This window comes from Oscillibacter valericigenes (assembly GCF_021531435.1).
Classification (GTDB): domain Bacteria; phylum Bacillota; class Clostridia; order Oscillospirales; family Oscillospiraceae; genus Oscillibacter; species Oscillibacter valericigenes_B.
In genome coordinates this window covers 192,829-211,873 of sequence record NZ_JAFBIS010000002.1, presented here as the reverse complement: position 1 = coordinate 211,873, position 19,045 = coordinate 192,829, and the positions used below count along the sequence as shown (strand labels likewise).

General features: G+C 57.6%; 17 protein-coding genes. 2 read left to right on the top strand and 15 right to left on the bottom strand.

All coding sequences use genetic code 11. The annotated features are described in order from the left end of the window. Positions 1–173: 173 nt before the first annotated feature. On the bottom strand, positions 174–983 hold the full coding sequence (locus JQM68_RS02185; RefSeq protein WP_235221273.1) for a hypothetical protein: 810 nt from the start codon (positions 981–983) through the stop codon (positions 174–176). 207 nt (positions 984–1,190) lie between these two features. Here JQM68_RS02185 and JQM68_RS02180 point away from each other — a divergent pair, with 207 nt between their 5' ends. Further along, a complete protein-coding gene (locus JQM68_RS02180) occupies positions 1,191–2,741 on the top strand; it encodes an ISL3 family transposase (RefSeq protein ID WP_235221272.1) in 1,551 nt (516 codons plus the stop codon). A gap of 50 nt (positions 2,742–2,791) precedes the next feature. On the opposite strand, the gene JQM68_RS02175 is transcribed toward JQM68_RS02180, so the two are convergent. From JQM68_RS02175 to JQM68_RS02140, 8 genes are all read right to left on the bottom strand, one after another. Then, positions 2,792–3,157: a hypothetical protein gene (locus tag JQM68_RS02175; RefSeq protein ID WP_235221271.1), complete on the bottom strand. Its 366-nt coding sequence runs from the start codon at positions 3,155–3,157 to the stop codon at positions 2,792–2,794. Further along, complete coding sequence (locus JQM68_RS02170) at positions 3,157–3,474, bottom strand: hypothetical protein (protein WP_235221270.1); 318 nt, start codon at positions 3,472–3,474, stop codon at positions 3,157–3,159. The genes JQM68_RS02175 and JQM68_RS02170 overlap by 1 nt, the downstream gene beginning before the upstream one ends. 147 nt (positions 3,475–3,621) lie before the next feature. Further along, the gene (locus JQM68_RS02165; protein ID WP_235221269.1) at positions 3,622–4,371 is read right to left on the bottom strand and encodes a hypothetical protein; all 750 of its coding nucleotides are present in this window, start codon (positions 4,369–4,371) and stop codon (positions 3,622–3,624) included. 50 nt (positions 4,372–4,421) lie between these two features. Then, complete coding sequence (locus JQM68_RS02160; RefSeq protein WP_235221268.1) at positions 4,422–5,645, bottom strand: murein hydrolase activator EnvC family protein; 1,224 nt, start codon at positions 5,643–5,645, stop codon at positions 4,422–4,424. A gap of 10 nt (positions 5,646–5,655) precedes the next feature. Continuing rightward, positions 5,656–6,543, bottom strand: coding sequence for a permease-like cell division protein FtsX (ftsX, locus tag JQM68_RS02155; protein ID WP_235221267.1), 888 nt, complete (start codon positions 6,541–6,543; stop codon positions 5,656–5,658). Further along, entirely contained in the window at positions 6,536–7,228 is a 693-nt protein-coding gene (gene ftsE, locus JQM68_RS02150; protein ID WP_235221266.1) for a cell division ATP-binding protein FtsE, read from the bottom strand. Before ftsE ends, ftsX begins: the two co-directional genes overlap by 8 nt. A 338-nt stretch (positions 7,229–7,566) precedes the next feature. Beyond that, positions 7,567–8,658, bottom strand: coding sequence for a PucR family transcriptional regulator (locus JQM68_RS02145; protein WP_235221265.1), 1,092 nt, complete (start codon positions 8,656–8,658; stop codon positions 7,567–7,569). Positions 8,659–8,819: 161 nt separating this feature from the next. After that, complete coding sequence (locus JQM68_RS02140; RefSeq protein WP_235221277.1) at positions 8,820–9,533, bottom strand: pseudouridine synthase; 714 nt, start codon at positions 9,531–9,533, stop codon at positions 8,820–8,822. An 81-nt stretch (positions 9,534–9,614) separates the two neighbouring features. On the opposite strand from JQM68_RS02140, the gene JQM68_RS02135 reads away from it, so the two are divergent. Then, the gene (locus JQM68_RS02135; protein ID WP_235221264.1) at positions 9,615–10,088 is read left to right on the top strand and encodes a DUF4830 domain-containing protein; all 474 of its coding nucleotides are present in this window, start codon (positions 9,615–9,617) and stop codon (positions 10,086–10,088) included. Positions 10,089–10,134: 46 nt separating this feature from the next. Here the strand turns inward: JQM68_RS02135 and tuf are convergent, their stop codons facing one another. From tuf to rpoC, 6 genes are all read right to left on the bottom strand, one after another. Then, positions 10,135–11,337, bottom strand: a complete 1,203-nt coding sequence (gene tuf / locus JQM68_RS02130; RefSeq protein WP_235221263.1) for an elongation factor Tu — start codon at positions 11,335–11,337, stop codon at positions 10,135–10,137. 103 nt (positions 11,338–11,440) lie between these two features. Then, positions 11,441–13,570, bottom strand: coding sequence for an elongation factor G (gene fusA, locus JQM68_RS02125; RefSeq protein WP_235221262.1), 2,130 nt, complete (start codon positions 13,568–13,570; stop codon positions 11,441–11,443). A gap of 15 nt (positions 13,571–13,585) precedes the next feature. After that, positions 13,586–14,056 carry a 30S ribosomal protein S7 gene (gene rpsG, locus JQM68_RS02120; protein WP_235221261.1) on the bottom strand — a complete coding sequence of 157 codons (471 nt, stop codon included), beginning with the start codon at positions 14,054–14,056 and terminating at the stop codon, positions 13,586–13,588. Between the two features lie 143 nt (positions 14,057–14,199). After that, the gene (rpsL, locus tag JQM68_RS02115; RefSeq protein WP_235221260.1) at positions 14,200–14,616 is read right to left on the bottom strand and encodes a 30S ribosomal protein S12; all 417 of its coding nucleotides are present in this window, start codon (positions 14,614–14,616) and stop codon (positions 14,200–14,202) included. Between the two features lie 98 nt (positions 14,617–14,714). Beyond that, on the bottom strand, positions 14,715–14,954 hold the full coding sequence (locus tag JQM68_RS02110) for a ribosomal L7Ae/L30e/S12e/Gadd45 family protein (protein ID WP_235221259.1): 240 nt from the start codon (positions 14,952–14,954) through the stop codon (positions 14,715–14,717). Positions 14,955–15,227: 273 nt separating this feature from the next. After that, entirely contained in the window at positions 15,228–19,013 is a 3,786-nt protein-coding gene (rpoC, locus tag JQM68_RS02105) for a DNA-directed RNA polymerase subunit beta' (protein ID WP_235221258.1), read from the bottom strand. Positions 19,014–19,045: the final 32 nt, after the last annotated feature.

Here is a 19,045-nt window from a genome sequence, read left to right as displayed (position 1 = left end):
CGGAACAGCGGTTCCCGTTCTACCGGAATCGTGGTTTCCATTTCACCGGATTCCCGGTTCCCTCGGGCTGGAATATTCATTTTGGAACCTCGGTCGATTGGATTGACAGCATACTGTTTGTCGATTTTTACAGAATCGCTTATTTAGAAAAATAGACAACTATTTGTATCGTCTTAGTCCATAATTATAATTATATCAACACCCATTACATCATCGGGTGAGACACTGACACCACCAACTTCATATTCTAACCAACAGTACGTATTCCATCTTATTATTGTTTCGTCATCATTCGTGGTAAACAACTCAAATCCATAAGTGTTATAACTACTATCAACCCACTCACCCCACGTCATCCCCTTACGATAAGATATGGTAGCAAAAGGCCCCTCTCCCAAACCTGCCTTAGTAATATTCAATGTACGCACGTCAGTTGTTTTCCAAGCGAGCGTAAATACCACCTTGGCAGCCTGCACATTGGATGCAGATGCACTGACCGCCGTGGCAATGCCAGCGCACTCGAAAGGCAGATTTCCGCCCGCAGGGATGACCCACTGGTCTTCCGGCAGGGTGAGGTTCTGATTGCCTGTGTCAGAGGTAGCAATCTGCGTGCCGCCAGAAGGCTTCAGAGCAAGACCCAGCTTGTTGGAGTTCACCTTCTCGGAGGCGAGAGAGGAACGATTACCGCCATTGAAGCTGACAATACTCCATGCGTCGTTCTGCACGGCGATGGCAGTGACCTCCACGGGTCCGGCGGAGTTGTTGATGATTTTCAGGTTGTCGGCGCAGGTCACGGCGGCGTTGGCATCGACGTTCAGCGGGATGTTGGTGGGGACAGTGACACTGAAGGTCGTTGCTTCAGCGGAGATGGTTACAGGGACCGTCCCTGCGTTTCCTGAAGTTCCGACATCCGCAGCGGCGGCGGGTGCTGCCAGTGCCAGTGACATCACCAATGCGAGAGCGAGAGACATGAGCTTTCTCATTTTGGAAAACCTCCTTCTAAATTTCCCTTTTTAGGGTTGCATTGCAGTTTACCCAATTTTCTGATTTAGTCAAATTTTAGCGTGCATCCGCAAAAAATCGAACAAATATTCGATTTTCTTTGACTATGACGGCAAAATGTGGTATAATCACAATATAGTAGTAAGGCGCAATCATTCTCACAAATGAAGATTTGGTGGTGACTCTCTGTGGCTGATAATACCCGGAAAATCGACTTTTCATTAGAAGAGATGGAACTCGTTTCTCCTACTCCATCTCTGAATCTTCCAGAGCTTATTGAAAAGGAGTGCTACAAGCCCAAAGATGGCTCTCCTTATCTGGTTTTTTATTGCGAAGACGCTCCTCTCAAAGCAAGGACTTGCCCGTGCTGTAAATCCAACAGCGTTGACGTTCATGGTCACGCAGCTAACCGTACGATTCATGACGTTAATGTTGGAATTACCCAAGTTGATATCCTGCTTGCCCCTACACGCTACATCTGCAATGAATGCGGTGTAACATTTGCCAGAGACCTTTATTCCATTCTTCCGAACCGTCAGATGACACGGCGTTTAAACGAGCAAATCAAAAGAGATTCTTTTGTACGCCCCTTTGTAGAAGTGGGTGCGGCATACGGGTATTCTGACACAACGATTGCTACCATATTTGATGAATACGTCTCAGAGTTGAAATCGCGTCGCGGGCCTATCGTCGCTCCCAGAGTCCTCGGCATTGATGAAAAGCATATCGTAAATGCGATGAGAGCCATCTTTGTTGATAACGAAACCGGGCAGCTCCTTGAGATGAAGGCAAATAATAAAAGGGACGATATTATTCAAACGATTGAAAGCATGGTGGATTACGACAAGAACATTCAGATTGTCACCATGGATATGTCGAATGGTTATCGTGACTATGTTCAAGAATGCCTTCCTCGTGCTAAAATCATAGTTGACAAATACCATGTGTATCAGGACTTATATGTAAAAATCAGCCGCACCAAAAGCAAAATCATGGATGTAATCGGCGCAAGAATCGGGTCTGAAACAGATATGGCGAAGAAGCAGTATTTGAGCAATGTTCGAGATTTGATTCTGAAGAATACATATCTGTTTAAGTTCGGGCAGAAGAAGTTGGCGGAGAAGCAGTCCCGGATTGCTGCCATGGCAAACATATGCGAGACTTTCCCGGAATTCAATCATCTGCGCCTGCTCAAAGAAAGTTTTGAATTGATATATAGCTGCACAGACCGGGCATCAGCAGAGGCCGCCTGCAATCAATGGATGGAATATGTCCCGCCTACTGGCGCCAAAAAGATTGAGGCGTGGGAAAAGAATTATGGCGTAAGTGCTGAGTTGTTTTCGGAGTTCCGCACCTTCCAAAATACTATCCTTCGGTGGCATACGGAAATCTTCAACTACTTCGACGCTGGCTGTTCAGAAACCAATGCCACTTCAGAGGGTCTCAACCATTTCATTGAACAAATAAACCGCGTCGGAAATGGATATAGTTTCTCCAGACTTAGAGCCAAGGCTTTATACTGGCACTTGGCAGCCCCAAGAGTTACATACTCTATGACCACCAAGAAAATGGCAGTACGCGTTTTGGGGCTTTACACCGGAAATGGTCATATGCCATCCAACATAGAAAAATACGAAACGGTCTATGGCATTTTTGAATCTGATGAAGAGCAGCCAAAGCGCCCACCCGTTTCCATGCTTTCTTATTACCAGAAATATCATAACGAGTCAGATGAATAAGAAAAGGCCCTGTGTGCTTCCTTAGTCAGAGGAGCATACAGGGCCTTTTACTATTCTGCTATTTGATTCAAAGGGTGGGAAAGATAATAGAGAACTTCATTTCGTTCGATTTCATATATAGCTGAATCAAACAAAACATACCAGTGAACTTCTCTCGATTGAAGCATATGGTCCTCTTTACTCCATCGTTTGATTCCGATTTCGTATATCCCATTTTGAGGTAACATTATTTTGTATTCCCGCCCATAATCACACAATTCCCCTCGTACTCGGGGGAGAAATTTTCTCACAAACCCAAACCTATAATCCTGCCCTGTGATTCTTGAGGCATACGGATAAGCATAGGTTCCTCGAACATAAGGAACAAATAATTCAAATTCTTCTTCCTGCCCGTCGAAGGGGTTCTCCCACTCCATCACGACGAATCCCCCCAATCTATTTTCCATGGAGTCAGTGCTTGAAGAATTTCTTTCGCTTCTTCTATTGTGTATGACGGGGAATATGTATTGGGGTACTGCTTACTGTTTAGCAACTCTTTAGCGATTTCGTAATTATCAATGTCCCCATTCTGAAACGCCTTCCGGGACAGGAGCGTAAGTTCATTGACCCGAACTTCTTCCAGCGGAATACTTCCACACAAAATAGCGTACTGGCGCTCTGTGTATGTCCTGCCGTAGCTCGGCTCATATTCTGGGCTGTCTTTATTGATGAAGTTGAAATGAGCGCTGCCCATAAAGAAACACCTCCCCTGTATAAAGTCTACGAGGGGAGGCGTTCCTTTTCAAGCACACAACTTATTCAAGGTGAAACTCTTCATTTTTCGATATTACACACATTATTTGCTATTTTCAAAAAAGTTGGCAAAATTCACGAACACACATCAAACTTGGGATAGCCCTCCGCCAACGGCGATCTGCCCCGGACGCAGAACGCCCGCCTCCCGCAGGGCGGCCAGCAGCTGGCCCCGGTCGGCTCCCGCCGGCAGGCTCTGTTCCATGGCCGGGGGCAGTCCCATGGGCGGCAGGGGTTGACTCTCGTCGTACAGAGTCAGCGACGTCGGATTCTTCAAATCCGTCCGGGGGTCAAACAGCACCAGGGCCTCCGCTCCCTCCAGCTGCTCTTTGGACGGCCCCAGCAGCAGCGACACGCCGTACTCCCGCCGGAGCTGGCGGCACAGCTCCTCCCCGCCGTAGGGCAGGTCCAGCAGGACGTAGCGGTGCCGGAGGCACAGCTCCGTCACGGTCCGCACCACTTCCCCGGTGAGCTGGGCGGCGCACACCGCCACCCGGGCCCCCGCTGGGCTCTGGCCCTTCTCCTCCAGTGCCCAGCGCACCCAGTCCGCCGCCAGGGCCCGCCGCAGGGACAGGGTAGACACCGGGCGGATGCCATTCCGGGCCAGCTCCTGCCCGTAGGAAAAGCCCTCCGGCAGCACCGCCTGGGTGACCCCCAGCTTCCGCAGGCGCTTTCCCGCCGCCAGCACCCGGCGGCGCAGAACGGCCTCCGGCGTCCGGGGTCCCCGCTGCACGACGGTTCGCAGGAGCCGCAGGTGCAGCACGCTCTCTTCCTTCACGGTGACGGACTTCTTCCGTTTGCCCCGCTCCGGCGGGGTCCATTCCAGCAAAGCGATCATAAAACAACCCTCCCGCCCCATGGTATGGAGCGGGAGGGAGAATTATGTGTTTATGCCAGGGTATAACCTGTCAGATAGCCCTTGCGGGGCTCCGCGCCGTCGTTCAGGGGATTGATGCGCACGCCGTTCTCCGTGATCTCAAAGTGGAGATGGGGGCCGGTGGAATGGCCCGTGGAGCCGGTGATGCCGATGACGTCGCCCTGGTTCACGTACTGGCCTGCCTCCACCTTCCGGCTGCTCATGTGGCCGTACAGCGTGGTATTACCGCTGCCGTGGGAGATGACCACGTAGTTGCCGTAGGAGCTCGAATACTGGGACACGATGACCGTGCCGGATTTGGCGGCGTAGATGGGCGAGGTATAGCCCACCCGACCGATGTCGGTGCCCTTGTGGTTGGTGGACCCGATGCCGCCGGGGGACGCGCGGCCGCCCACAGTGGAGGTGACGTACCGGCTGTCCACCGGCCAGATGTAGCCGCCGGGATTGGACTGGGTGGATTTACCCGCAGCCGCCTGCTGGGCGGCCAGCTCCCGGGATTTGCGGAGGGCCTCCGCCAGGATGCGCTCCTCCTCCTTATCCAGGGCGTCCAGCGTGGCCTGGTTCTCCTCCTCGTTGTCGTTGATCTCATTCACCAGCGCGATGGCCTGCTGGCGCTGCTTGTCCAGCTCGGACTTTTTGTTGACAAGCTCCGCCTTGGCAGCCTCCCGCTCGGCCTTGCTGTCCTCCAGCTGCTCCTTTTTCGCCGTGATCTCCGCCTGGAGGTCTTTCAAATCGTCGATGACCTTCTGGTCGGCGTCCATGACCTCGTTCACATCGTTCAGCCGGGTCAGCATATCCGTGAAGCTGGACGCGCCGAAGAGGACGGACCAGTAGCTGACCTCGCCGCTCTCCTCCATGGCCCGGACCCGCTGGCAGAACAGCTCATACTGGGCCGCCTCCCGCGCCTCGGCGTCCGCCAGCTCCGCCTCCGTCTGGGTGATGAGGTCGGCGTAATCCGCGATCTGGGTCTCCACATTCTTGATCTGGGCGGAGGTGTTGTCGATCTGCTGGTCCAGGAGCTTCTTCTGCTCCAGAGCCTTGCTCTTGTCGTTTGCCAGCTCCTTCAGTTTGGCCTCCAGTTCCTTTTTCTGATCGCCAAGCTCCTTGGCCTCGTTTTTCAGGCTGTCGATCTCCGCCTGGGTCACCGCCAGCACCGGGGACATCTCCGCCCCCACAAGGCAAACCGCCAATGCCAGCGCCGCCAGCATACGGCATATTCGTTTCATGGTCTTCATGCTGCGCTCCTTACACCTGCAGGAATTTGCGGATGGCGGACAGGCTGCCGCCCACACCGATCAGGATGCCGGCCGCGGCAAACACCACCGCCACCGGGATCCAGAGCTGCTGGAAGGGGATGATATGGATGAGCTGGAGGGTATCGTTGTTCGCCACGCCCCGGGATACCGCCTCGTACAGCCCCCACTGGAGGAAGAAGGCCACCGCCGCGCCCAGGATGCCGAACAGGAATCCCTCGTACACGAAGGGCCAGCGGATGAAGCCGTTGGTGGCGCCCACCATCCGCATGATGGCGATCTCCTCCCGGCGGTCAAAGGTGGTCAGCTTGATGGTGTTGGAGATGATAAACACCGACACCACGAACAAAATGGCGATCAGCGCCACGCACACCACGGTGGCCACATTGCGGACGGTGACAAAGCCGCCGGCGATCTCCTCATGGGCGTTGACCTTGGCGATGCCGGGGGTATTCTCGATCTTCTCCACAGTCTGGCCCTGCTGCTCCAGGTCCGCGACCTTGATGGCGTAGCGGTCCCGGAATATTTCCGGGTCCAGATTCTGGAACAGCTGCTCCTCAGGATACCGGGCGGCAAAATCCGCTGTCGCCTGCTGCTTGCTGATGTACGTGGCGGAGGTCACGTTGGGGATGGCCTCCAGCTTCTTTTGCAGGGCCTTGGCCTCCTGCTCGGTATAGGTGTCATCCACATAGGCCAGGATCTCATTTTCCTGCTCCAGGTCCTTCAAAAGGCCGTTGGCGTTCACCGCCACCAGGGTAAAGGTGCCCATGATCAGCAGGCAGGCCACCGTGATGCCGATGGCGGCAAAGGACATGAACCCGTGGCTGAACATATTGGAAAGGCCCTCATGGGCGAAATATCCGAAATCGTGCTTAGCCATGGATGTGTCCTCCCACATAGCCGCCCACGCTGTCGTTGACCACATGGCCGGCGTCGATGGTGATGACCCGCTTGCCGAAGCGGTCCACCAGATCCTTTTCGTGGGTCACCACCACCACGGTGGTGCCCAGCTCGTTGATCTTCACCAGCAGGCTCATCAGCTCCAGGGACCGCTCCGGGTCCAGGTTGCCGGTGGGCTCGTCTGCAATGATGGTGTTGGGGTTGTTCACCAGCGCCCGGGCAATGGCCACACGCTGCTGCTCGCCGCCGGAGAGCTCCGTGGGATAGCGGTCGGCCTTGCCGCCCAGCCCCACCAGCTCCAGCACATAGGGGATGCGCTTTTTGATCTCGCTGGGGGACGCCCCCACAGCCCGCATAACGAAGGCCAGGTTGTCGTACACCGTTTTCTTTTCGATCAGCCGGAAATCCTGGAAAATGACCCCCAGGGTCCGGCGCATCAGGGGGATCTGCCGCTCGGAAATATTACTGACGGAAAAACCGTTGATCATAATGCGGCCGGCACAGGGCTCCACCTCGCCGGTCAGCAGCTTGATAATGGTGGATTTGCCGGAGCCAGAGGGCCCCACCAGAAACACGAACTCCCCGTCCTCAATGGTCAGGGTGATGCCCCGGATGGCCCTGGTCCCGTTTTCGTACTCCATCTCCACATCTTTCAAACGAATCATACAGGCACCTCTTATAGACACGGCGGCCTCCGGTTCCGCATCCCGTCGGCCGGTCGACATAATTCTTAAGTAAATCACATTATATACGGTTTTCCCCCGCAATGCAATCTCTGTTTGCAAGATTTTGCGGAAGTGAATGCCTGATTACAGCCACTTTTGCGCCATATACAAGCTCCACTATCTGAAAATGTTTCCGTTTTTGGAAGAATTTCCTTTTTCCCGGCGCCAAAAAAGCAAAACCGGCAATACGCCGCGGAATACCTGGCCCTTGTTATACCGTCTGTTTTGCAAGCAAAAAGCTCCGGCCGAAGCCAGAGCTTTTCATTGCCAAGTTTTTCTCAGGAGTCGATGCCGCGGCTGGTCAGGTACTTCTTGACCATCAGCGCCACCTTGAAGGTGATGGCGTCATCAAACTCCCGCAGGTCCAGTCCGGTGAGCTTCTTGATCTTCTCCAGCCGGTAGACCAGGGTGTTGCGGTGGACGAACAGCTTCCGGGCGGTCTCGGACACGTTCAGGTTGTTCTCAAAGAACTTGTGGATGGTGAACAGGGTCTCCTTGTCCAGGGCGTCGATGGGGTTCTTCTTGAAGACCTCCTGGAGGAACATCTCGCACAGGGTGGTGGGCAGCTGATAGATCAGGCGGCCAATGCCCAGGTTCTCGTAGTTGATGACATACTTTTCGGTGTCGAACACCTTGCCGACCTCGATGGCGATGTTGGCCTCCTTATAGCTCTTGGCCAGGTCCCGCAGATGGGTGGCGATGGTGCCCACGCCCACGACCACCGTGCTCTCGCTGCCGGAGCGGAGCGCCTCCTCAATGGAGGCGGCGATCTTGTTCAGCTCCTTGATGCCGGAGCCCTCGGGCATCTGGTGGATCAGCACCACGTCGCCCTCGCCGATGCTGAGGACGAAATCATTCTGCCGGTCGGGGAACAGGGACTGGACCACATCCGTAGGGACGGACTCACCCTTTTTCAGGGAGCGGACCACAAACACGCCCCGGGGCACGTCGGCGGTGACCCGCAGTTCCTTGGCCCGCATGTAGATGTCGCCCAGCATGATGTTATCCGAGATGATGTCTTTGATAAAGGAGCCGCGGTCATGCTTTTCTTCGTAATAGGACTTGGCGGCGTTCAGGGCCACAGTCGCCATGGCGCAGACGGTCTTACTGACCTCGTTGTCGCCAAAGGCGAACGCGGCGTAGTCAAACTGGTTGCTCCAGCCGTTCAGCGCCTTGAATGTCTTGCCGTCGGAGGACGTCATAGCGCCGGCGGCATTGTTGACCACCGGTACATACTCCGCCCAGCGCTGGCCGATCATGGACAGTTCGCTGCAGGCAATGACGATGCCTTCTCCGTCGATCACACCGACAGTTCGATCCGTGTTTTCCTTCAGCTGCAGCACCACGTTTTGAAAAATTCTCCCAGACATGGTCGTCCTCCTCACCTATCATCACACGTTCAAAATTTTTGTCCATTTTGTCAATGACTATATTATATCGGCAGTTTCGGCAAAATGCAAGATGTTTTTTCTTTTTTCACCAAAAAAGTCGTGTTCTTTTTGGTGAAGTTTCGTCTTTTTCTTTGTTTGTGTTAAAGGCTTCGAAGGCTCTCCAATTCCTCTGGTGTCAAAAAACGGTAATCTCCCCGTGAAAGTGACGGGTCCAAGGGCAAATTGCCCATCCGCACCCGCTCCAGATACAGCACCGGCTTTCCCCGAAACGCCAGCATCCGCTTCACCTGATGGAACTTTCCCTCCCGCAGGGTGACATGGGCTTCGCTCTCCTCCCCCGCCGACAAGATCTCCAGTCCGGCGCTCTGGCAGACAAGGCCGTCGTCCAGCGTCATACCGGAGGCGAACGCCCGGCAGTCCTCCTCCGTCAGTCGGCCCGCCACCTGGGCATAGTAGACCTTCTCCACGTGGTGCCGGGGCGACAGCAGGTCGTGGGCAAGCCCGCCCTCGTTGGTCAGAAGCAGCAGGCCCTCCGTGTCCTTATCCAGCCGCCCCACCGGAAACAGACCCTGTTTTTTCAGCTCCGGCGGCAGCAGGTCCAGGACAGTTGGGCCCCGGCCGTCCTCGGTGGCGGAGAGATACCCGGCGGGCTTGTTCAGCATGACCCAGGTATACCGTCGGTAGACCAACGCCTCGCCGTTCACAGTGATTTCCGCCGACTCCGGGTCCGTTTTGTCCTCGGCGGAGCGCGCGGGGATACCGTCCACCAGCACCCGGCCCTGGCGAATCAGAGCCTTGACCTCCCGCCGGGACCACTTTCCCGTGGAGGCAATGATCTTGTCCAGCCGCTGCATTTCCACGCCACTCACTCCTTTGGGGATATTTTATCATATTCTCCCCCGGAAATGAATAGGAAATGGCAGGAGGGATTCGATATGCTGATCTGGACCGCCAAATTTTCCCGAAAAAAAGCCGTTGCCGCCGTGATCGTCATGGGGGCCGTGATAGCCGCGCTCATTATCCTGATGGGCCGCATGACAACAGAGGATTCCACCGATGCCCCCCAGCTGACCGACAACGCCCAGCGGGTGGCCTATCTCCAGTCTCTGGGCTGGGAGGTGGAGCCGGAGCCGGTGGAAACGCTTCAATTTCTTCTGCCGGAAACCCTGGCGGAGCCATACCTGACATACAACGAACTGCAGAAGGCCCAGGGGTTTGATCTGGCCGACTGCCGGGGTAAGCAGGTATCCCGGTATACGTACACCGTTACCAACTACCCGGACCGTGCGGAAGGCGTCCAGGCCAATTTATATCTTTGTGAAGACCTGCCGGTGGCGGGAGACATCTGCTGCCCTGGAGCAGACGGCTTTCAGGAAGCACTGATCCGTTCCGCCAGCGGAGAAAAATAGGCAAAAAAAGACTGCCGCTTTCGCGGCAGTCTTTTTTAGGCAGATATTACTCGTCGATCTCGGTAACAGCGCCGGAGCCAACGGTACGGCCACCCTCACGGATAGCGAAACGCAGGCCCTTCTCAATGGCGATGGGGGTGATCAGCTCAACGCTCATCTCGACGTTATCGCCGGGCATGCACATCTCAGTGCCCTCGGGCAGAGTGATGACGCCGGTAACGTCGGTGGTGCGGAAGTAGAACTGAGGACGATAGTTGTTGAAGAAGGGGGTGTGACGGCCGCCCTCGTCCTTGGTCAGAACGTAAACCTGGCCCTTGAACTTGGTGTGGGGATGAATGGAGCCGGGCTTGGCCAGAACCTGGCCGCGCTCGATGCCGGTACGGTCGATACCACGCAGCAGGGCGCCGATGTTATCGCCGGCCTCAGCGTAGTCCAGCAGCTTGTGGAACATCTCGATGCCGGTGACGACGGTCTTCTTCTTCTCCTCGGCCAGGCCGACGATCTCGACTTCCTCGCTGAGCTTCAGGATACCGCGCTCCACACGGCCGGTAGCGACGGTGCCGCGGCCGGAGATGGTGAACACGTCCTCGACGGGCATCAGGAAGGGCATATCCTCCTTGCGGTCGGGGGTGGGGATATAATCGTCAACAGCGTCCATCAGTTCCTTGATGCAGGCATACTCGGGAGCAGCGGGATCGGTGGACTCGGAGATCAGAGCGTTCAGAGCGGAGCCCTTGATGATGGGGATCTCGTCGCCGGGGAACTCGTACTTGTCCAGCAGCTCGCGGACTTCCATCTCGACCAGCTCCAGCAGCTCCTCGTCGTCGACCTGATCGCACTTGTTCAGGAACACGACGATGGCGGGCACGCCCACCTGACGGGCCAGCAGGATGTGCTCACGGGTCTGAGCCATGGGGCCGTCGGTAGCGGCGATGACCAGGATAGCGCCGTCCATCTGAGCGGCACCGGTGATCATGTTCTTGATATAGTCGGCGTGGCCCGGGCAGTCAACGTGAGCATAGTGACGCTTCTCGGTCTCATACTCGACGTGAGCGGTGTTGATGGTGATGCCGCGCTCCTTCTCCTCGGGAGCCTTATCGATGCTGTCATAAGCCTCGAACTGAGCCTTGCCCTGATAGGACAGCCACTTGGTGATAGCGGCGGTCAGAGTGGTCTTGCCATGGTCGACGTGACCGATGGTGCCGATGTTGACATGGGGCTTGGTTCTTTCAAATTTCTGCTTAGCCATTTGAAAATCCTCCTATCAATTTACAAAATCAACTTGCAGCAACGCGAAATTCAATCAGCATTGCTTATTTTACAGTATATCGCGGGGAAAATCAATACCCGAATTACTCCTGGCCCTTGGTGCGGGTCTCCACGATCTTATCGCGCAGGCTCTTGGGCAGCTCGCAATAGCTGTGGGGCTCCATGGTGTACTGGCCGCGGCCCTGGGTGGAAGAACGCAGGTCGGTGGCGTAGCCGAACATGTTGGCCAGAGGCACCAGAGCGTCCACCTGCTGCGCACCGGGACGGGCCTCCTGGCCCAGGATCTGGCCGCGGCGTGCGGTCAGGTCGCCGATGACGGTGCCCAGGTAATCGTCGGGAGCGATGACGCTGACCTTCATGATGGGCTCCAGCAGGACGGGATCGGCCTTGCGCATAGCCTCCTTGAAGGCCATGGAACCGGCGATCTTGAACGCCATTTCAGAGGAGTCGACCTCGTGATAAGAGCCGTCGTACAGGGTGACCTTGACGTCCACCACGGGGAAGCCGGCGACAACACCGGCGTTCAGGGCGCCGCGGATACCGGCGTCGACAGCGGGGATGAACTCCTTGGGAATGGAGCCGCCCACGACGGCGTTGATAAACTCGTAACCCTTGCCGGACTCGTTGGGCTCGACCTTGATCTTGACGTGACCGTACTGGCCGCTGCCGCCGCTCTGGCGCTTGTACTTGGTCTCCTGATCCACGGCCTTCTTGATGGTCTCCTTGTAGGCGACCTGGGGAGCGCCGACGTTGGCCTCCACCTTGAACTCGCGGAGCAGACGGTCCACGATGATCTCCAGGTGCAGCTCGCCCATGCCAGCGATGATGGTCTGGCCGGTCTCCTCGTCGGTGTAGGTCTTGAAGGTGGGGTCCTCCTCGGCCAGCTTGATCAGGCCCATGGTCATTTTTTCCTGACCGGCCTTGGTCTTGGGCTCGATAGCCACGCGGATAACGGGCTCTGGGAACTCCATGGACTCCAGGATGATAGGGTGCTTCTCATCGCACAGGGTATCGCCGGTGGTGGTGTTCTTCAGGCCGACAGCGGCTTCGATGTCGCCGGCGTAGACCTCTTCAATATCCTCCCGGTGATTGGCGTGCATCTGCAGGATGCGGCCCATGCGCTCCTTCTGGTTCTTCACGCTGTTGAGCACGGTGGAGCCAGTGGTCAGGTGGCCGGAGTACACGCGGAAGAAGCTCAGACGGCCCACATAGGGGTCGGTCATGATCTTGAACGCCAGTGCGGCGAAGGGAGCGTTGTCGTCAGAAGGACGCTCCTCCTCTTCATCGGTCTTGGGATTCACACCCTTGATGGGGGGGATATCCAGAGGAGAGGGCATATAGTCGACCACAGCGTCCAGCATCTTCTGGACACCCTTGTTCTTGTAAGAGGTGCCGCAGACGACGGGAACCATTTCGTTTGCGATGGTGGCCTTACGGATAGCGGCCCGGATCTTTTCCTGAGGAACTTCCTCACCGCCCAGATACATCTCCATGATCTCGTCATCGAACATGGAAACGGCATCCATCAGCTTCTCATGGTACTCGTTGGCCAGATCCACCATGTCCTCGGGGATAGGCTCCACGCGCATATCATTGCCCAGATCGTCATAATAGATGTCAGCATCCATTTCGATCAGGTCCACGATGCCGCGGAAGGTATCCTCGCTGCCGATGGGCAGCTGGATGGGCACAGCGTTGCACTTCAGACGATCGTCGATCATCCGCAGAACGTTGTAGAAGTCCGCGCCCATGATGTCCATTTTGTTGACGTAGATCATGCGGGGGACCTTGTAGTTATCGGCCTGGCGCCACACGGTCTCGGACTGGGGCTCCACGCCGCCCTTGGCGCACAGAACGGTCACGCTGCCGTCCAGCACGCGCAGGGAGCGCTGGACCTCCACCGTGAAGTCCACATGGCCCGGGGTATCAATAATGTTGATACGGGTCTTGGGGAACTTCCGGCCCTTGCCCTCGGGGAAGAACTTCGCGGAGCCCTCCCAGTAGCAAGTGGTGGCGGCAGAGGTGATGGTAATACCACGCTCCTGCTCCTGCGCCATCCAGTCCATGGTAGCGGTACCATCATGGGTCTCACCGATCTTATAGTTCACGCCGGTGTAGTACAGAATACGCTCGGTAGTCGTCGTCTTACCAGCATCGATGTGAGCCATAATGCCGATATTTCTGGTATTTTCAAGAGGTGTTTTTCTCGGCATACTGTATCTCCTAACTTACCAGCGGAAGTGTGCGAAGGCTTTGTTGGCCTCGGCAGCCTTGTGGACTTCCTCGCGCTTCTTCACGGCGGCGCCGGTGTTGTTGGCGGCGTCCATGATCTCGCCGGCCAGCCGCTCGGCCATGGTGCGCTCGCTGCGGGCGCGGGCGTAAGCGGTCAGCCAGCGCAGACCCAGGGTCTGACGGCGGGCGGGGCGCACTTCCATGGGCACCTGATAGTTGGCACCGCCCACGCGGCGGGCCTTGACTTCCAGGCTGGGCATGATGTTTTCCATAGCCTGGGTGAATACTTCAACGGGGTCCTTCTCGGTCTTCTCCTTGATCTGGTCGAAGGCCGCGTAGACCACCTTCTGCGCGACGCCCTTCTTGCCGTCCAGCATGACGCTGTTGACCAGCTTGGTCACCAGGACGGAGCCGTATACGGGATCGGGCAGAACTTCTCTCTTGGGAACATTACCTCTTCTGGGCACTATGCTTCCCTCCTTCATAATAATTCTATGATCTCATAGGTACTCAAAAGGCGATATTTCAGCCTTCCGTAGAATGCCTGCCGAAGCGGTAACATACTTATATATATAAACCTATTCGGCAAACTTTCAGAATTTGGCAGAACTTACTTCTGCTTGGGACGCTTGGCGCCGTACTTGGAACGGCTCTGCATACGGCCGGAAACACCCTGGGTATCCAGAGTACCGCGGATGATGTGGTAACGGACGCCGGGGAGGTCCTTGACACGGCCGCCGCGGATCATGACGACGGAGTGCTCCTGCAGGGAGTGACCCACGCCGGGGATATAAGCGGTGACCTCGTAGCCATTGGTCAGACGCACACGGGCGATCTTACGCAGAGCGGAGTTGGGCTTCTTGGGGGTCGCGGTTCTCACGGCGGTGCAGACGCCTCTCTTCTGGGGAGAAGGCAGATCGGTGGTCTTGGTCTTCAGGGTGTTCAGACCGAACTGCAGGGCGGGAGAAGTGGACTTGTAGGTAGCCTGTTCTCTTCCTTTACGGACCAGCTGGTTAAAAGTAGGCATTGATTTTCTCCTTTCTTACATATTTTTGGCAGCCCGCTTTTTACGGACAGCCTTTATTTTTTGCGGAAAACCCTGGGGTTATTCCGAAAAAACCAAAATCACAGGACCGCCACCACGGAGGCTCCCACCGTGATACGGCAGGCGCGGCCCAGCTGGGCCATGGTGTGCTCCGTCTCCACCGGGATACCGGCCGCTTCGCAGCTGACAGCCACCGGTTCGGTGATGGCGGGATCCGCGTCACAGGCGAGATAGACCCGCTTGGCACGTCCTTCCCGGACCGCTTTACGGGACTGCTTCACGCCGATGACCTTTTCCTGAGAAGCAAGTTCCGTCAACACGGGGATTTTCCTCCTGTATTGCATGGCAAAATTCGCAGAATACATCCGCGCAGTTGAAAATTATAGCATGGCCTTCGTCAATCGTCAAGCATTTCTGCAAAATGGATTTTTATTTTTCCTCTTTCACAAATCATGCCCGTTTTATCCGCCTTTTTTTCATTTTTTGATGCACATATGCGCTCCTACCCTGCCGCAGTCCCCTGTTGGTGCGCATCCGGGAACCATGGAAAAAGGAGGACCGCAGCTTGCGGTCCTCCTTTTTTAATCGGGAAATCAGTCCTCGAACACAGGCACTTCCTCGCTCTGGTCCGGCGCTTCCTCGGGCACCAGCTCCTCGGCGAAGGAGTGGTAAGCCTGGAGGCCCGTACCGGCGGGGATCAGCTTGCCGATGATGACGTTCTCCTTCAGGCCCACCAGGTGGTCCACCTTGCCCTTGATGGCAGCCTCGGTCAGGACCTTGGTGGTCTCCTGGAAGGAGGCGGCGGACAGGAAGGAATCGGTTGCCAGAGACGCCTTGGTGATGCCCATCAGCAGCTGGGTGCCCACAGCGTGGCGCAGGGGCTCGCCGTTCTCCTGGGTCTCACCGGCGGCGTTGCGGCGGTCGATCTCCTCGTTGGCGTCGTCCAGCTCCAGAACGTCCACCATGGAGCCGTCCAGCAGCTTCGTGTCGCCGGCGTCCTCCAGACGCACCTTGCGCATCATCTGGCGGACGATGATCTCGATGTGCTTATCGTTGATGTCAACGCCCTGCTGACGGTACACGCGCAGAACTTCCTGGATCAGGTAGTTGTACACAGCGTCGGCGCCGCGGATGCGGAGCACGTCGTGGGGGTTCAGGGCGCCGTAGGTCAGCTGGGTGCCGGCCTCGATGGTGTCGCCGTCCTTCACCTGCAGTCCGGTGTGGGGCACCGCGTAGGTGCGGGTATCGCCGTCGTCGGCGGTGACGATGATGTTCAGCAGGCTGCCCTTGCTGGCCTCCTCGAAGCGGACCTTGCCGCCGATCTCGGACAGGGTGGCCATCCGCTTAGGCTTGCGGGCCTCGAACAGCTCCTCAACACGGGGAAGACCCTGGGTGATGTCGCCGCCGGCCAGACCGCCGGTGTGGAAGGTACGCATGGTCAGCTGGGTGCCGGGCTCGCCGATGGACTGGGCGGCGATGATGCCGACCGCCTCGCCGGGGCCGACGGGCTGCTGGGTGGCCAGGTTCATGCCGTAGCACTTGGCGCACACGCCGCTGTGGGCCTTGCAGGTCAGGACGGTGCGGATCATGACGGTGGGCTTGCTCTCGTCCACAGAGGGGTCATAGCTGCACTCGTCGCCGGCGCGGGGATTCTTCTGGACCCACTTGTGGGTCTCAAGGATCTTGGCGTCCTTCTCGTCCATCATCTTCGTGTTGGGCACCAGCACCTCGCCGGTCTCGGCGTCCACGATGTCGCCCACCAGGAAGCGGCCCCGCAGACGGTCGGAGAACTTCTCGATGACCTGGCCGTTCTCGCTGATCTCGGAGACCTTGATGCCGTGGGTCACATGGCAGTCCTCCTCGCGGATGATGACATCCTGGGAGACGTCCACCATGCGGCGGGTCAGGTAACCGGAGTCGGCGGTACGCAGAGCGGTATCGGCCAGGCCCTTACGGGCGCCGCGGCTGGAGATGAAGTACTCCAGGGCGGTCAGGCCCTCGCGGTAGTTGGCCTTGATGGGAATTTCGATGGTCTTACCGGCGGTATTGGCGATCAGGCCGCGCATACCGGCCAGCTGACGGATCTGCTTCATGGAGCCACGGGCGCCGGAGTCCGCCATCATAAAGATGGGGTTGTAGCGGTCCAGGTTCTTCTGCAGGGCGTCGGAGACGTCGTTGGTGGTCTTCTCCCAGACCGTCACCACCTGCTTGTAGCGCTCATGGTCGGTCATGAAGCCCATCTTGTACTGGTTTTCAATGTCCAGCACCGCCTGCTCGGAGGCGGCGACCATCTCGTACTTCTTGGGAGGAATGGTCATATCCGCGATGGAGACGGTGATGGCGGCCAGGGTGGAGTGATGGTAGCCGGTGGCCTTGATAGCGTCCAGCACCTCGGCAGCCACGGTAAAGCCGTGCTTGTTGATGGTGCGGTCCACGATCTGGCCCAGCTGTTTCTTGCCGCAGGTGAAGGTGACCTCATAGTCACAGATATGGGCGGGATCGGAGCGGTCCACAAAGCCCAGGTCCTGGGGGATGTTGTGGTTGAAGATGATGCGGCCCGGGGTGACCTCCACCACGCGGGTGTAGTCCACGCCCTCCACATTCAGGGTGCGGCGCACCAGGATGGGGCAGTGGGGGCCGATGGCGTGTTCATTGTAGGCCATCAGAGCCTCGTCCTCGCTGGCGTAGAAGTGCAGGGGCTTGTAAGTGGCCTTCTTTTGCTCCTTGGACAGGGCTTCGTTGGCGGCCAGGAACTCGTCGGCGTCCACCACGGACTGGGCGGGCAGGCCGGTGTCGCCGGGGTCGTCGCACCAGATGGTCTCGGCGCCCTTCTCCGCCTTGCCCATGCGGTCCATGGTCAGGTAGTAGGAGCCCAGCACCATGTCCTGGGTGGGAACGGTGACGGGGCCGCCGTCCTGGGGACGCAGCAGGTTGTTGGCGGAGAGCATCAGGATGCGGGCCTCGGCCTGGGCCTCAGCGGACAGGGGCACGTGAATTGCCATCTGGTCGCCGTCGAAGTCGGCGTTGAAGGCGGTGCAGTTCAGGGGATGCAGCTTCAGCGCGCGGCCGTCCACCAGCACGGGCTCGAAGGCCTGGATGCCCAGGCGGTGCAGGGTCGGGGCGCGGTTCAGCATGACGGGGTGGTCCTTGATGATGACGTCCAGCGCATCCCAGACCTCGGTGACGCCCTTATCCACCATCTTCTTGGCGGACTTGATGTTGTTGGCGGTGCCGTCCTCCACCAGCTTCTTCATAATGAAGGGGCGGAACAGCTCCACGGCCATCTCCTTGGGCACGCCGCACTGATAAATTTTCAGCTCGGGGCCGACGACGATAACGCTGCGGCCGGAGTAGTCCACACGCTTGCCCAGCAGGTTCTGGCGGAAGCGGCCCTGCTTGCCCTTCAGCAGGTCGCTGAGGGACTTCAGCGCACGGTTGTTGGCGCCGGTAACGGCACGGCCCCGGCGGCCGTTGTCGATCAGGGCGTCCACAGCCTCCTGCAGCATCCGCTTCTCGTTGCGGACGATGATGTCGGGGGCGTTGAGCTGGATGAGCCGCTTGAGGCGGTTGTTGCGGTTGATGACCCGGCGGTACAGGTCGTTCAGGTCAGAGGTGGCGAACCGGCCGCCGTCCAGCTGCACCATGGGGCGCAGCTCGGGGGGAATGACGGGCAGAACGTCAATGACCATCCACTCGGGCTTGTTGCCGGAGATGCGGAAGGCGTCCACGACCTCCAGCCGCTTGACGATACGGGCCTTCTTCTGGCCGGAAGAATCCTTCAGCTCGGCGTGGAGCTGGGCAGACAGAGCCTCCAGGTCCACGTCCTGCAGCAGCTTCTTCACGGCCTCGGCGCCCATGCCGGCCTGGAAATCGTCCTCATACTTCTCGCGGTAGTCACGGTACTCCTTCTCGGAGAGGATCTGATTCTTGGTCAGCGGGGTCTCGCCGGGGTCGGTGACGATATAGTTGGCAAAGTACAGCACCTTCTCCAGGATGCGGGGGCTGATGTCCAGCAGCAGGCCCATCCGGGAGGGAATGCCCTTGAAATACCAGATGTGGGAGACGGGGGTGGCCAGCTCGATGTGGCCCATGCGCTCACGGCGCACCTTGGCGCGGGTGACCTCCACGCCGCAGCGGTCGCAGATCTTACCCTTGTAGCGGATCTTCTTGTACTTTCCGCAGTGGCACTCCCAGTCCTTGGTGGGTCCGAAGATGCGCTCGCAGAACAGGCCGTCCCGCTCCGGCTTCAGGGTGCGGTAGTTGATGGTCTCGGGCTTCTTCACCTCGCCGTAGGACCAGGCCAGGATCTGCTCGGGAGAGGCCATGCCGATCTTGATCGCGTCAAAGGCAATGTTGTTGCCGGTATTGTTATCCATCATATTGCGATTTCCTCCTTCAATGATCCAGAATG